Origin of the sequence: Stenotrophomonas sp. GD03877, assembly GCF_029840555.1 — a bacterium.
In the GTDB taxonomy this organism is placed as follows: domain Bacteria; phylum Pseudomonadota; class Gammaproteobacteria; order Xanthomonadales; family Xanthomonadaceae; genus Stenotrophomonas; species Stenotrophomonas geniculata.
This window is the reverse complement of the sequence record NZ_JAOCCT010000007.1, coordinates 1-12,848: the sequence shown is the minus strand read 5'-3', so window position 1 is coordinate 12,848 and position 12,848 is coordinate 1. Positions and strand designations below refer to the sequence as shown.

Below are 12,848 nucleotides of genomic sequence, written 5' to 3'. Positions count from 1 at the left end.
GGGATACATCCATCCACGCCATGCGTGGATGACGTGGATCTCCGGTCAGTTCATCGCCTTGATGGTCAGGTCCAGCGCATCGCGGCCGCTCTCACGCTGCAGCATGCGCGCCGGCACCGGGAACTCCGGCACGATCCAGGCGATCAGTTCCTTGTTGCCGTCGGCGCGCGAGACCTTGGTGGCCTCGTAGCTCTTGCCGCCCACGGTGATCGACTCCTTGCCGATCACGCGGTACGTCATGTTCTTGATGCGGCCTTCGTCGACCATGCGATAGGTCAGCGGCTTGCCGGCGGCCAGGTCACGGGCGATCGCCAGGTTGATCAGCAGCGCGTCCATGTCGCCCGCCTTCAGCGCGATGGGGCCCGCACGGTCCGGCTTGATGTCGCCGGTCCAGGTGGCCTGGTTGCTGGTCCAGTTGTAGTTGGCCTGCACGTTGCGCTTCTTCACCAGCAGCGCCGAACGGTCCTGGCTGCTGAGCGGGCGCAGCTGGCCACGGACTTCCTCGAACACCGTGCTCTGGCTCAGGTCGGCCAGCTGGTTCTTCACCTGCAGGCTGTAGCGCCACTTGTTGCTGCCTTCGCTGGCCAGGGTCATGGTGCCGTTGGCCTGCATGCCCATGTAGCTGGCCAGGTAATCCGCCTTGAACGGTTCCAGGGCCATGGCCGGCAGGCTGGCCACGGTCAGGGCGGCGGCTGCGATCCAGGTGAGGGGGCGGGTCAGGGTGTTCATGCTCAGACTCCTTGGTATTCGATCAGGCGCAGATCGACGCGATCTTCGCCGTCTTCGCGTTGCAGGATGCGCACCGGGGTGGGGACACCGTTGGCGATCCAGAGAATGGTTTCGTTTCTGCCGCCGTTGGTCCGGTAGACCCGCAGCGCGTTGTAGGACAGGTCGCCGACCTCGACGTTCTCGGTCTGCGGCGCGGCCTGGTAGTCGTGTTCGCGGACCTTGCCCATGTCCACGTAGCGGTAGTGCATGGCGGCGCCCGGGCGGGCATCGCGCATGATCGCCAGATTGATCAGCAGCGCGCTCTGGTCGCCCGCCTGCAGCGGGATCGGCTGCGCGCGTTCCTTCTTGACGTCACCGGTCCATTGCGCGGTGCCGGCCTGCCAGTTGTAGGTACCGACCGCCTTCTTGCCCAGGAACAGGCCCTTGCGCACCGTGCTCTGGCTGAGCGGCGCATACACGCCGCTGCGCTCCTCGAACACCGTGCTCTGTTCGATGTTCAGGCCCAGCACGCTGGCAAAGCCGCGGCGGCCGACCACCTGCATGTCGACCCGCCACTGGCTGCCGCCGGTGTGGGTGACCTGCATGCTGGCATCGCCCGCTTCCTTGCCCTTGTAGAAGGCCTGGTAGGTGGCGCTGAACGGCTGCAGCGGCGGTGGCTCCCAGGCCAGTGCCGGTGGCATCGGTACGACCGGCGCCTCGGCAGGCGGCTGCGCTGCGGGCACCGGTGCCGGCGGGGTGGCGGGCGCCGGTGCCTGTCCCCAGCCCACGCCGGGGAACACGGCAAGCGACAGCAGCAATGAAGTGGACAGCAGGGTCGTGGTCTTCATGGAGGACAGGGACCGCAGGAGGGGGGCAGGATGCCAGCCCCGCAGTCAGCAGGGCGTGTGCAAGGGCGTTACCGGTTCAGGTTTCCGGCGGAATCTAGGGCCAAGGGGCTAAACAGGGGGTGACCGTCCAGCCAGGGCTGACCCTCCCGTTCAGCCAGGCGGCCCTCGCACAACAGCTGCAGGGTGGCGATCAGCAGCGGATGCTCCACCGCCAGCACGCGCTCGGCCAGGCTGTGCGCGTCATCACCTGGCTGCACCGGTACACGTACCTGCGCCAGCACGGCTCCGGCATCCAGCTCCGGCACCACCAGGTGCACGCTGGCGCCGTGCTCGGCATCGCCGGCCTGCAGCGCCCGGGCATGGGTGTCCAGGCCCTTGTGCAGCGGTAGCAGCGACGGATGGATATTGACCAGCCGGCCATCGAAGCGCTGTACGAAGGCCGCGCCGAGGATGCGCATGTAGCCTGCACAGACGATCCAGTCCGGCTGTACTGCGGCAAGCGCATCGCCCAGTGCCTGCTCGTAGCTGGCGCGGTCACTGAAGGACTTCGGTGCGTGTGCCCAGCGCAGGTTCGGTGCGACGCGCTGCAGGACCTCCGCGGCGGGGCGGTCGGAAAACACGCCGACCACCTCGGCCGGCAGGCGGCCGCTGCCGATCGCGTCGAGGATGGCCTGCAGGTTGCTGCCGCGGCCCGAGGCGAGCACGGCGATGCGGGTTGGGGCGGTCATTGCAGGGAACTCCGGCGGATCAGTGGCCACGTCAGCAGGCTGCCGACGGTCGCCATCAGCATGTCGGCATGCGCATCCCACATGTCACCCTGCTGGCCGTTGTAGGCCTCGGCGGCATCCGGCGACAGCGCCAGCGCGATGGCCCACTCGAACCATTCGTAGACCAGGCTGGCACACATCACCGTCATCACCGCCAGGGTGAAGGCCTGGCCCAGGCGCAGCGCGGGCCACGCATGGCGCGCCAGCTGCAGCAGCGCGGGAGTGAAGCAGACGCCGAACAGGAAGTGGATGAGGCGGTCGAAGTGATTGCGCTGCCAGCCGAAGGCCGCGTTCGGCGACCAGCCGGTCAGCGCCTGCGCCCAAGCGTCGTAGGGCACGTTGGAATACAGCCAGCGCGCCGCCACGCAGTGCAGCGCGATGAAGCCACAGATGGCGATGAAGGCGCCGTTGCCCAGCCAGCCGCCGCGACGGTCGACCCACAGCAGCGCGGCCAGCCCGATCACGGTCAGGGTGCTGTGCAGGGCCTGTTCGGTAGGCCACAGCGGGTGGACCCAGCTGATGGCGAACACCGCCAGTACGGTGGCAAAGGCCAGCTTCTTGGGCCCCGAGAAGCGGTGGGTGGTGGGCGAAGTGGACGTCGGGAGGGCAGGCGCGGACATGGGAAATCGATCAGGACAGGACGGGGCGTCTGCCGGCAGGTTCAGACACTGAGGTGGTCGCCGCGGTCGAACAGCGCGGCCATTTCAGGCTTGGACAGGAACACCCAGGCATAGGCGGCCAAGGCCATGCCCAGCGGGCCTGCCAGTACGCCCAGCCAGGCTGCGCGCTGGCACCAGGCCAGCCCGGTGCGATGTGACAGCTGGCGCGCGGTGTGCAGCTGCACGAACCCCAGAACGGCGGCCAGCCCGGCGATCGACGCATAGACCGTGGTCAGCATCCAGGCATCGTCCAGCCCGCGTGACTGGGCCACCCAGCCGCTGAGGCCGAGGAACGCCACTGTGGCGACCCAATGGAAGCCGGCCAACGCGTAGAACAGCACTTTCAGCGTCTGCAGATGGCTGGTCAGCTGCAGCTGCGCCAGGGTCTGATGCGGCAGCGGCGGCGGATTGCCAGAGGCAGTCATGCGGTCGTGGCGGGAAGGTCGAAGGCGGCCTTGACCTGCGGGCGCAGCAGGGTGATCAGGCTGAACACCCCCAGTGCGGTGCCGATCGGCGTGAACAGGCAGGCCAAGCCGGCCACGATCAGGCACAGCAGGTAGCGGCGGCGACGGGTCAGGCAGCGGCCGGCGTAGGCCACGAACGCGCCCAGGGTCACGCCACCGAACACGATGACGCAGCCGACGATGGTGAACATCCAGCCGAACAGGCGTTCCTCGGCCGGCGATGACGGCTGGCCGCCGGAATTCATCGGCAGGTTGCCGGTGAGCGCGGTGATGCCCAGCACGATGTGGATGATGAAGATCAGCGAGAACAGCGCGATCAGGGCGCCGACCACGTAGTGCGCGATGGCCAGCATGCGCAGGTGATCGGCATCCTGCGCGCTGAACACCGGTACCGTCGCCAGCGGCGGCGGCACGGGGGCGGGCGACAAGGGGGGCGTTGCGTCCATGCGGGCTCCTGGGTTGCCGGGATCAGCCGATGTGGACGCGCTCGGCGCCTTCGGCGGTGACCACCTGGCCGATGGTCCAGTGCTCCAGGCCCTGCGCCTTGACCGCGTCGGACACTGCAGCCACCTGGTCCGGCGCCACGATCAGCACGAAGCCGATGCCGCAGTTGAAGGTGCGCCACATTTCACTGTCGGCCACCGCGCCTTCCTTCTGCAGCCACTGGAACACCGGCGGCAGGGTCCACGACGAGGCCTGGATGTCCAGGCCCAGGCCTTCGGGCACCACACGGATGATGTTCTCGGTCAGGCCGCCACCGGTGATGTGGGCCATGCCATGGATGGCCTCGCCGTGCGACTTCAGCAGCGACAGGATCGGCTTGACGTACAGGCGGGTCGGCGCCATCAGCGCATCGACCAGCTTCACGCCGCCTTCCAGCTCCAGATCGGCCGGGCGACCGGCGCGGTCGTAGATGCGGCGCACCAGTGAGTAACCGTTGGAGTGCGGGCCGGACGAGGCGATGCCGATCAGCACGTCGCCGGCGGCCACGCTGGCGCCGTCCTTCAGCTCGCTCTTCTCGACCGCAGCGACCGTGAAGCCGGCCAGGTCGTACTCGCCCGGGGCATACATGTCGGGCATTTCAGCGGTTTCGCCGCCGATCAGCGCGCAGCCGGCCTCGGTGCAGCCGTTGGCGATGCCGCCCACGACCGCCGCGGCGGTGTCGATGTCCAGCTTGCCGGTAGCGAAGTAGTCCAGGAAGAACAGCGGTTCGGCACCCTGCACCAGCACGTCGTTCACGCACATGGCGACCAGGTCGATGCCGATCGTATCGTGGCGGTTCAGCTGGTGGGCCAGCTTCAGCTTGGTGCCCACGCCGTCGGTACCGGACACCAGCACCGGCTCGCGGTACTTGTTGGACAGGTCGAACAGGGCGCCGAAGCCACCCAGGCCACCCATCACTTCCGGGCGGAAGCTGCGCTTGACCAGGGGCTTGATCCGCTCGACCAGCGCGTTGCCGGCGTCGATGTCGACACCCGCGTCACGGTAGGTGAGGGGGGAGGGGGCGGAAGACGGGGTGTTGGTCACGGGCGTCGGCGCTGGCAGGGGTTGAACGGGCGATTTTAACAGGCCGCATTGGCGCAAAGGCCGTATTCGGGCAACAATTCCCCCGGATACGTCGAGCCAATGGATGTCCTGATGCGCCGCAGCCTGATTCTGACCCTGCTCCTTGCGCTGAGCCTGCCGGTGGCCACGATGGCCCAGAGCGGCCTGCGCACCGAGGGTGATGTTGCCACCGCCACTGGCGCGTACGAGGCCGAAGTGCCCGTCAACAGCCAAGCCGAAGCCGACCGCAACGGCGCCCTGGCCCGCGCCTTGAGCGTTGTACTGGGCAAATTGTCCGGCGATCGCAGCGTGATGTCGCGCCCTGGCGTGGCGCAGGCGCTGCGCAATGCCAAGGATTACGTGGCCAGCTACGACTACAAGCAGGACCAGAGCGTGAGCGCCAGTGGCGCCCCCAGCTTCCGTACCCTGCTGGTGGCCCGCTTCCGCGAGGACGATGTCGATTCGCTGGTGTCGGCGCTGGGCCTGCCGCTGTGGCCGCAGCCGCGCCCGAAGCCGGTGCTGTGGCTGGCCGTCGACGACGGCAGCGGTCCGCGCCTGGTCAGCGTGCAGCAGGCCAACGCCGCCCGGTCGTTGCTGAACCGCGCCATCGAGCGCGGCTACAAGCTGGGCCTGCCCAGCGGTGGTGCTGCCGAACAGGCACTGGCCGGTGCCATCTGGCGCCAGGACAGCGCCGCCGTGGCCCGCGCCTCTTCGCGCTACTCGCCGCCGATGCAGCTGATCGGCAAGCTGTACCGCGCCAACGGTGGCTGGCAGGCGGACTGGGTGTTCGTCGACAACGGCCGTGAGCTGAACAAGTGGACCAGCAAGGACGCCAACGCCATGCGTGCGATGGCCGCCGGTGCCGATGGTGCCGCCGATGCGCTGGTCAAGCGCTATGCCAAGGCGGGCGCCGCCGTCGGCCAGGCCGGCACCTACCGTGTAGTGGTCACCGGCATCAACAGTGCCGATGACTACCTGCGCCTGGCTGCCGGCCTGCGCGAGGTGCCGGTGGTGCGCAACGTCACCCCGCTGCACGCCTCGGCCGGCCAGCTGGAGCTGAGCCTGGAGATGACCACCGGCCTGGCCGGCTTCAACCGCATGCTGGGCGACAACGGTGTGCTGGCGCCGAGCGCACCGCTGCCGGCCCTGCCGACGCCGATCGATGACACCACCGGTACCCCGGTGGCCGCCCCGGTCAGCAACGAGTACCGCCTGCGATGACTCTGACCCCGGAAGCGGAAATCGCGCAGTTCCTGCGCCGCCTGAAGTACATCCTGTTCGCCGGCCTGGTCGGCTGGGTGGTGTGGCTGCTGGCGCCGATCCTGACTCCCTTCGTGCTGGCGCTGGCGCTGGCCTGGCTGGGCGATCCACTGGTGGACCGCATCGAGGCCACCGGCCGCTCGCGCATGACCGGCGTGGTGCTGGTGTTCGCGGCGATGGTGCTGGTGATCGTGGCGCTGCTGCTGGTGCTGGTGCCGATGATCGAGCGCCAGATCACCACCCTGATCGCGGTCGCGCCGCAGGCACAGGCGTGGTTGATGGAAAAGGGCATTCCCTGGTTCGAGCAGAAGACCGGCCTGGAAGTGATGCAGTGGCTGGACCCGGACCGCCTGATCGAATGGGTGCGCAGCCACTGGCAGCAGGCCGGCGGCTTCGCCACCACATTCATGGGCTACGTCTCGCGCTCGGGCTTCGCGATGGTGACCTGGGTGGTCAACATCCTGCTGCTGCCGATCCTGGCGTTCTACTTCCTGCGTGACTGGGACAAGCTGGTCGAGCGGGTCGCGTCGGTGATTCCGCGCAACCAGATCGGCACCATCAGCGCGCTGGCGCGCGAATCCAACGAGGTGCTGGGCGCGTTCATCCGCGGCCAGTTCCTGGTGATGCTGGCGCTGGGCGTGATCTATGCCGGTGGCCTGTCGCTGGTTGGCCTGAAGCTGGGCCTGCTGATCGGCCTGATTGCCGGCCTCATCAGCTTCATCCCTTACCTGGGCGCGACCACCGGCATCCTGATGGCGATCATCGCCGCGCTGGTGCAGGCACAGGGCTTCGACCTGAAGCTGCTGATCCTGGTCGGCGTGGTGTTCACCGTGGGCCAGCTGCTGGAGAGCTACGTACTGACCCCGCGCATCGTCGGCGACAAGATCGGCCTGCACCCGGTGGCGGTGATCTTCGCGGTGATGGCCGGCGGCCAGCTGTTCGGCTTCCTCGGCATGCTGCTGGCGCTGCCGGTGGCGGCGGTGACCAACGTGCTGCTGCGCTACGCGCACCAGCGCTACCGCCAGAGCGAGCTGTACGTGGGCGAGAAGCCGGCGATCGTGCTTGATGGCGTGGTCGATGCCCCCCATATCATCATTCCGAACGACAAGGGCCCCGACCTGAAGTGATGGGTGTGCCGCAACTGCCGCTGGCCCTGCATTACCCGCGGGACCAGCGCCTGGAGACCTTCATCGGCGCGCCGGATGGCGCGCTGGCGCAGCTGCGCGCGATCGCGGTGGGCGCCAGCCACGACTGGGTCTACCTGGAAGGGGCGGCGGGCACCGGCAAGACCCATCAGGCGCTGGCGATGTGTTCCAGCGCCGAGCAGGCCGGCCGCCTGCCGACCTACGTGCCGCTGGCCAGCGCCGCCGGCCGCGTGCGCGCGGCGCTGGATGGGCTGGAGGTGCGCGAACTGGTGGCGCTGGATGGCCTGGACGAGGTTGCCGGCAACCGCGAGGACGAGATCGCGCTGTTCGATTTCCACAACCGCGCGCGCGCTGCGGGCGTCACCGTGTTGTACACGGCGCAGAAGGCGCCGGAAGAACTGGGGCTGGTACTGCCCGACCTGCGTTCGCGCCTGGGCCAGTGCGTGCGCGTGCTGCTGCAGCCGTTGGATGAGGAAGGTCGCGCGGCGGTGCTGCGTGAGCGTGCACTGCGGCGTGGCCTGGCGATCGACGAGGCGGCCATCGAGTGGCTGCTGTCGCACACCGGGCGCGAGCTGGGTGGATTGATCACGCTGCTGGACTGGCTGGACCGCGAGTCACTGGCGGCGAAGCGGCGGATCACCGTGCCGTTCCTGCGCCAGGTGCTGGAAGAAGGCCGGCCTCGATACTGAGGGTGGGGTTTGTTTGCAGGGCTGCGCCCTGCACCCGCCGAAGCCGAAGCAACATCAACGTCAACGTCAAAAGCGGGCTATCCGTGGGATGGCGGGGCGCTGTGGGTTTGCGGGGACGCCGTGAACCCATCCATGGGGGCTTGGTCGCCGCATCCATGCGGCTCACACCCCGCAAACCCACAGCCCCCCGCCTTCGACAGGTTTCCGCGGCTGTTGGTGGATGCCGACCTTGGTCGACACCAGAGCAAGCGCAGCGAAGCGACCCGCTTTTGCTTTTCTTTCCTTTCTTCCGTGGCTGGACGCGCACGGAAACTGTCAGAGGCCGGTCGGGGTGGGCTGCGCAGGGGCGTGAGCCGCATGGATGCGGCGACCGAGCTTACATGGACGTACTTGCAGCGTCCCCTGCATGGCCCACCCGCCCGGCCAAACACGCGATCCGCTCTACGCGACCAACCACGAGGGGCTCAGCCGTTCGCCGCCAACTCAACATCCAGCGCGCGCAGGCGATCCACGGTACCCACATCGGTCCAACGCCCGCGATGGTGCTGCCCCGTCATCAACCCCTGCGCCATGAAATGCTTCTGCAGCGGCACCACCGAGAACTTCGGCGGAACACGCTCGCTACCCGGCGCATCGCCGATCACCGTGCGCCAGTCGGCCACGATGGAGGGGCGATACACGCCGATGCCGGCATAGGTCAGGCACGGCCCTTGGCGGTCGTGGTGCAGCAGGCCCTGCGCGTCCAGCCGGTAGTCGCCGTCCGGGTGCTGCGCGGGATTGTCGACCAGCACCAGGTGCGCCTGGCCCTGTGGTTCGCGCGGCAGCGTGGCGAAATCGAAATCAGTCCAGATGTCGCCGTTCACGACCAGGAACGGGGCGTCGCCCAGCACCGGTAGCGCGTTGAGGATGCCGCCGCCGGTTTCCAGCGGGGTCTGCCCTTCGTACATGAAATGCAGGCGCAGGCCCCATTGGCTGCCATCGCCCAGCATCGTCGGGAACTGCTCGGCCAGCCATGCGGTGTTGATCACCACCTCGCGCACGCCAAGCGCGGCCAGGCGTTCCAGGTGCCAGACGATCAGTGGCTTGCCAGCCACTTCCAGCAGCGGCTTGGGCGTGTGCAGGGTCAGCGGGCGCATGCGCTCGCCGAGGCCAGCGGCAAAGACCAGCGCCTTCATCGGGCCACGCGCAGCGGTGCGGCCAACTCGGCCAGTGCTGGCTTGATGCGGTCGTCCAGCAACCGCTGCAGCGGCGCCAGTTCGCGATAGCGCGGCAGCACTTCATCCAGATAGGTGATGAAGCGCGGCGCATCGTCCAGGTAATGGCCCTTGTTGTCGCGGTAGCGCAGGCGGCAGAACAGGCCGAGGATCTTCACGTGGCGCTGGACACCCATCCAGTCGGCGTCGCGCAGGAAGGTGGCGCGGTCGGGCACCGGCAGGCCGGCATCGCGCGCGCGCTCGTGGTACTGCGCGAGCCACTCGTCCACGCGCTGCAGCGGCCAGCTCAGGAAGGCGTCCTTGAACAGGCTCACCGCGTCGTAGGCGATCGGGCCGCGCACCAGGTCCTGGAAATCCAGCACGGCGGGACCGTCGTCGACCGGCATCAGGTTGCGTGGCATGTAGTCGCGGTGGGTCATCAACTGGGCCTGGCCCAGCGCGTTGTCCATCAACCGGCGATGCACCAGCTGCAGCCCTTCAATCTCGCCGCAGTCCAGTTCCAGGTTCAGGTGGCGCTGCAGGAACCATTCGTCGAACAGGCCGGCATCACGCTGCAGCAGCGCTTCGCCGAACTGGCCGAAGTCGGCCGGCACCGGAATCGCCTGCAGGCGCAGCAGCTGTTCGATCGAACGGCCGAACCATTCGTCAGCGTTGCGCTCGTCGAGGATCTTCGCCAAGGTCGGGTCGCCGAGGTCTTCCAGCAGCAGGAAGCCGGCCTCCAGATCCTGGGCCAGCAGCATGGGCACGCGCAGGCCGTTGTCGTGCAGCAGGCCGCGCATGCGCAGCCACGGCCGCGGATCTTCCAGCCCCGGCGGGGCGTCCATCACGATGTGGCTGCCACCGGTGCTGGTGGTGCGCCAGTAGCTGCGCATGCCGGCATCGACCGAGGCGCGTTCGACCACTGCATTCGCATCTTCGAGCTGGGTACGGGCCCACTGCAGACGCTGCGCGCTGCGCTGGGGATCGGAGGCGGGTTCGGTCATGCAGGCATATCCGGGCGCGCCGGGCGCGCCAACGTCGGGAACAGGAAGGGAAGGGGATGCGCGCTCAGCGGCGGCCGCTGAACAGGCGCAGGACGGCCAGCACGGCCACCGCGCCCACTACCGCACCGAGGAAACCGGCCGGCTCACCGGGGGCGTACCAGCCCATGTACTGGCCAAACCAGCCGGCCAGCAGCGCACCGAGGATGCCCAGCACGATGGTCAGCAGGCAGCCCATGCGGTTGTTGCCGGGCATGAAGAAACGCCCGAGCAGGCCGACGAAGAAGCCGACCAGGATGATGTAGAGCCAGCTGCTGCTGCCGAACAGACCATTCATGCGCGCGATTTCCAGCAAGGGTGGACGCAGCCTAGCAAGGCCAGACTGCGTCCGTCACGGTGTGACGTGATCAGCAGCAGCCGTGGTCGCCGTGGCGGGTGCCACTGTCGGCAGCCACCGGCGAACCACTGGTCTCGCCGCGCAGGCTGGCGGCGTAGTGCTCGCTGATCACCTTGGATACGCAGGCGGTGACCTTCTTGCCCATCGGGATGTGCAGGAACTCGTTCGGGCCGTGCGCGTTGGAGTGCGGGCCAAGCACGCCGGTGATCATGAACTGGGCGCCCGGGAACTTCTCGCCCAGCATGCCCATGAACGGGATCGAGCCGCCTTCGCCCATGTACATCGCCGGCTTGCCGAAGAAGGCCTGGCTGGCGTCGTCGATGGCCTGGGTCAGCCACGGCGCCATGGCCGGGGCGTTCCAGCCGGTGGAGGCCTTTTCCAGATCCAGGGTGACCTGCGCGCCGTTCGGCGGGTCGCGCAGCAGCGCTTCCTTCAGCAGCTCACCGCAGGTCTTGCCATCTGCGGTCGGCGGCAGGCGCAGCGACAGCTTCACCGAGGTCTGCGGGCGCAGCACGTTGCCGGCCGATTCCAATGCCGGCATGCCACCGACGCCGGTGACCGACAGCGCCGGGCGCCAGGTGCGGTTGAGCACCAGCTCGGTCAGGTCCTCGTTCATCGGACGCAGGCCGTCGACCATCGGGAACTTCTCGAAGATTTCGGTATCGACCACTTCGGCGGCGCGCTTGGCCTGTTCCTGGCGCTCGGCCGGAATTTCAACGTTCATGCCGTCGATCAGGATGCGGCCAGTGTCCTGGTCCTCGATGCGCGACAGCAGCTGGCGCAGCAGGCGGAAGCTGGACGGCACCACGCCGGAGGCATCGCCGGAATGCACGCCTTCGTTGAGCACCTTCACGGTGAAGTTGCCGCCGGTCAGGCCGCGCAGCGAGGTGGTGCACCACAGCTGGTCGTAGTTGGCGCAGCCCGAATCCAGGCAGACCACCAGCGACGGCTTGCCGATGCGGTCGGCCAGGTGGTCGACGTAGGCCGGCAGGTCGTAGCTGCCCGATTCTTCACAGGCTTCGATCAGCACCACGCAGCGGGCGTGCGGCAGGCCCTGGGCCTGCAGCGCCAGTACGGCGGCCAGCGAGCCGAAGATGGCGTAACCGTCGTCGGCGCCGCCGCGGCCATACAGCTTGTCGCCGCGCAGGACCGGGGTCCAGGGGCCGAGGTCGTCGTCCCAGCCGGTCATTTCCGGCTGCTTGTCCAGGTGGCCGTAGAGCAGGATGGTGTCGTCGCCGGTTTCGGCGCCGGTAGCCGGAATTTCCAGGAAGATCAGCGGGGTACGGCCTTCCAGGCGCACCACTTCAACCTTCAGGCCGGGCAGCTGCTGGGCCTTGGCCCAGTTCTCCATCAGCGTGACCGCCTGTTCCATGTAACCGTTCTGCACCCAATTGGCGTCGAACATCGGCGACTTGTTGGGAATGCGGATGTAGTCGACCAACTGCGGGACGATCTCGCTGTCCCACTTGTCATTGACGAATTGGCCGAGCTTGGCGCTGTCCATCTGAAACTCCGATTGCATGGGCTGTGATCGCGACATTCTACGCCTGTGCCGTGGGTAGGGTTTTTCCTACATCACGTCGGGTATTTGGCTGGCTTTTAGAAATCCAGGAAACCGATAGGCTGTGTGCATGTGGTGACGGACACTGTTCCTACCGACGGGATTGCCGGTCGGGACGGTCAGAACCACAAGGAGATACACGTCGTGCCTTGGAGTGTCGTGTTGAGGGCACTGGTGCTGGTCGTGTGGATCGCAGGGGCGCATGCCGCCGAACCGATCGACATCAACCGCGCCGATGCCCAGGCGCTGCAGCAGGGATTGATGATGGTCGGAGCCGCCAAGGCCGAGGCGATCGTCGAGCACCGGCGCAGACACGGCCCGTTTCACCGCGTCGAGGACCTGGCGCAGGTGAAGGGGATAGGGAAAGCAATCGTCGAACGGAATCGACAGCGGATCACCGTAGGCAACAGGTTGTTGCCGGCGGATCCGGTACCCGGATCGGTACCGGTGCGAACCGTACCGAGGCGCTGACAGCAGGAATCGTCGGAACCGGCAGGAGGCTGGTTCACCGGTCACGGACAGGAAGGCCGTGACCACCGACCGCCGCAGGACGCGGCACCACTCACCAGGATGGTGGCATCACAGACCTGTGGAAGGGGCTGAGATACAAA

15 protein-coding genes are annotated in these 12,848 nt (G+C 67.7%); 4 read left to right on the top strand and 11 right to left on the bottom strand.

The window, feature by feature from the left end:
- Positions 1–45 precede the first annotated feature (45 nt).
- The 7 genes from N5D20_RS07045 to purM form a co-directional block, all read right to left on the bottom strand.
- Positions 46–729, bottom strand: coding sequence for a DUF3108 domain-containing protein (locus N5D20_RS07045; RefSeq protein ID WP_010483632.1), 684 nt, complete (start codon positions 727–729; stop codon positions 46–48).
- Between the two features lie 2 nt (positions 730–731).
- Positions 732–1,556, bottom strand: coding sequence for a DUF3108 domain-containing protein (locus N5D20_RS07040; protein WP_010483630.1), 825 nt, complete (start codon positions 1,554–1,556; stop codon positions 732–734).
- A 68-nt stretch (positions 1,557–1,624) separates the two neighbouring features.
- Positions 1,625–2,284 carry a phosphoribosylglycinamide formyltransferase gene (gene purN, locus N5D20_RS07035; protein ID WP_279915203.1) on the bottom strand — a complete coding sequence of 220 codons (660 nt, stop codon included), beginning with the start codon at positions 2,282–2,284 and terminating at the stop codon, positions 1,625–1,627.
- Positions 2,281–2,943: a DUF2238 domain-containing protein gene (locus N5D20_RS07030; RefSeq protein WP_010483625.1), complete on the bottom strand. Its 663-nt coding sequence runs from the start codon at positions 2,941–2,943 to the stop codon at positions 2,281–2,283. The genes purN and N5D20_RS07030 overlap by 4 nt, the downstream gene beginning before the upstream one ends.
- A 41-nt stretch (positions 2,944–2,984) precedes the next feature.
- On the bottom strand, positions 2,985–3,407 hold the full coding sequence (locus N5D20_RS07025; protein ID WP_054171161.1) for a hypothetical protein: 423 nt from the start codon (positions 3,405–3,407) through the stop codon (positions 2,985–2,987).
- Complete coding sequence (locus N5D20_RS07020; protein ID WP_019336866.1) at positions 3,404–3,892, bottom strand: hypothetical protein; 489 nt, start codon at positions 3,890–3,892, stop codon at positions 3,404–3,406. Before N5D20_RS07020 ends, N5D20_RS07025 begins: the two co-directional genes overlap by 4 nt.
- Positions 3,893–3,914: 22 nt before the next feature.
- Entirely contained in the window at positions 3,915–4,973 is a 1,059-nt protein-coding gene (purM, locus tag N5D20_RS07015) for a phosphoribosylformylglycinamidine cyclo-ligase (protein ID WP_049434457.1), read from the bottom strand.
- Between the two features lie 99 nt (positions 4,974–5,072).
- Here purM and N5D20_RS07010 point away from each other — a divergent pair, with 99 nt between their 5' ends.
- Genes N5D20_RS07010 through hda form a run of 3 tightly spaced genes read left to right on the top strand, consistent with a single transcriptional unit; the run spans position 5,073 to position 8,085 of the window.
- On the top strand, positions 5,073–6,212 hold the full coding sequence (locus N5D20_RS07010; protein ID WP_279915204.1) for a DUF2066 domain-containing protein: 1,140 nt from the start codon (positions 5,073–5,075) through the stop codon (positions 6,210–6,212).
- Positions 6,209–7,378, top strand: a complete 1,170-nt coding sequence (locus N5D20_RS07005; RefSeq protein WP_010483616.1) for an AI-2E family transporter — start codon at positions 6,209–6,211, stop codon at positions 7,376–7,378. Before N5D20_RS07010 ends, N5D20_RS07005 begins: the two co-directional genes overlap by 4 nt.
- Positions 7,378–8,085, top strand: a complete 708-nt coding sequence (gene hda, locus N5D20_RS07000) for a DnaA regulatory inactivator Hda (protein ID WP_010483615.1) — start codon at positions 7,378–7,380, stop codon at positions 8,083–8,085. Before N5D20_RS07005 ends, hda begins: the two co-directional genes overlap by 1 nt.
- 464 nt (positions 8,086–8,549) lie before the next feature.
- Here hda and murU read toward each other — a convergent pair whose 3' ends face one another.
- From murU to N5D20_RS06980, 4 genes are all read right to left on the bottom strand, one after another.
- Positions 8,550–9,260 (bottom strand): N-acetylmuramate alpha-1-phosphate uridylyltransferase MurU, encoded by a 711-nt coding sequence (gene murU / locus N5D20_RS06995; RefSeq protein WP_019337113.1) that lies wholly within the window; start codon positions 9,258–9,260, stop codon positions 8,550–8,552.
- The gene (locus tag N5D20_RS06990) at positions 9,257–10,282 is read right to left on the bottom strand and encodes a phosphotransferase (protein ID WP_279915205.1); all 1,026 of its coding nucleotides are present in this window, start codon (positions 10,280–10,282) and stop codon (positions 9,257–9,259) included. The genes murU and N5D20_RS06990 overlap by 4 nt, the downstream gene beginning before the upstream one ends.
- A 64-nt stretch (positions 10,283–10,346) precedes the next feature.
- Entirely contained in the window at positions 10,347–10,616 is a 270-nt protein-coding gene (locus N5D20_RS06985; RefSeq protein WP_010483608.1) for a GlsB/YeaQ/YmgE family stress response membrane protein, read from the bottom strand.
- A gap of 70 nt (positions 10,617–10,686) precedes the next feature.
- A complete protein-coding gene (locus tag N5D20_RS06980; protein WP_010483606.1) occupies positions 10,687–12,180 on the bottom strand; it encodes a M20 family metallopeptidase in 1,494 nt (497 codons plus the stop codon).
- Positions 12,181–12,381: 201 nt separating this feature from the next.
- On the opposite strand from N5D20_RS06980, the gene N5D20_RS06975 reads away from it, so the two are divergent.
- The gene (locus N5D20_RS06975; RefSeq protein WP_343239060.1) at positions 12,382–12,708 is read left to right on the top strand and encodes a helix-hairpin-helix domain-containing protein; all 327 of its coding nucleotides are present in this window, start codon (positions 12,382–12,384) and stop codon (positions 12,706–12,708) included.
- Positions 12,709–12,848: the final 140 nt, after the last annotated feature.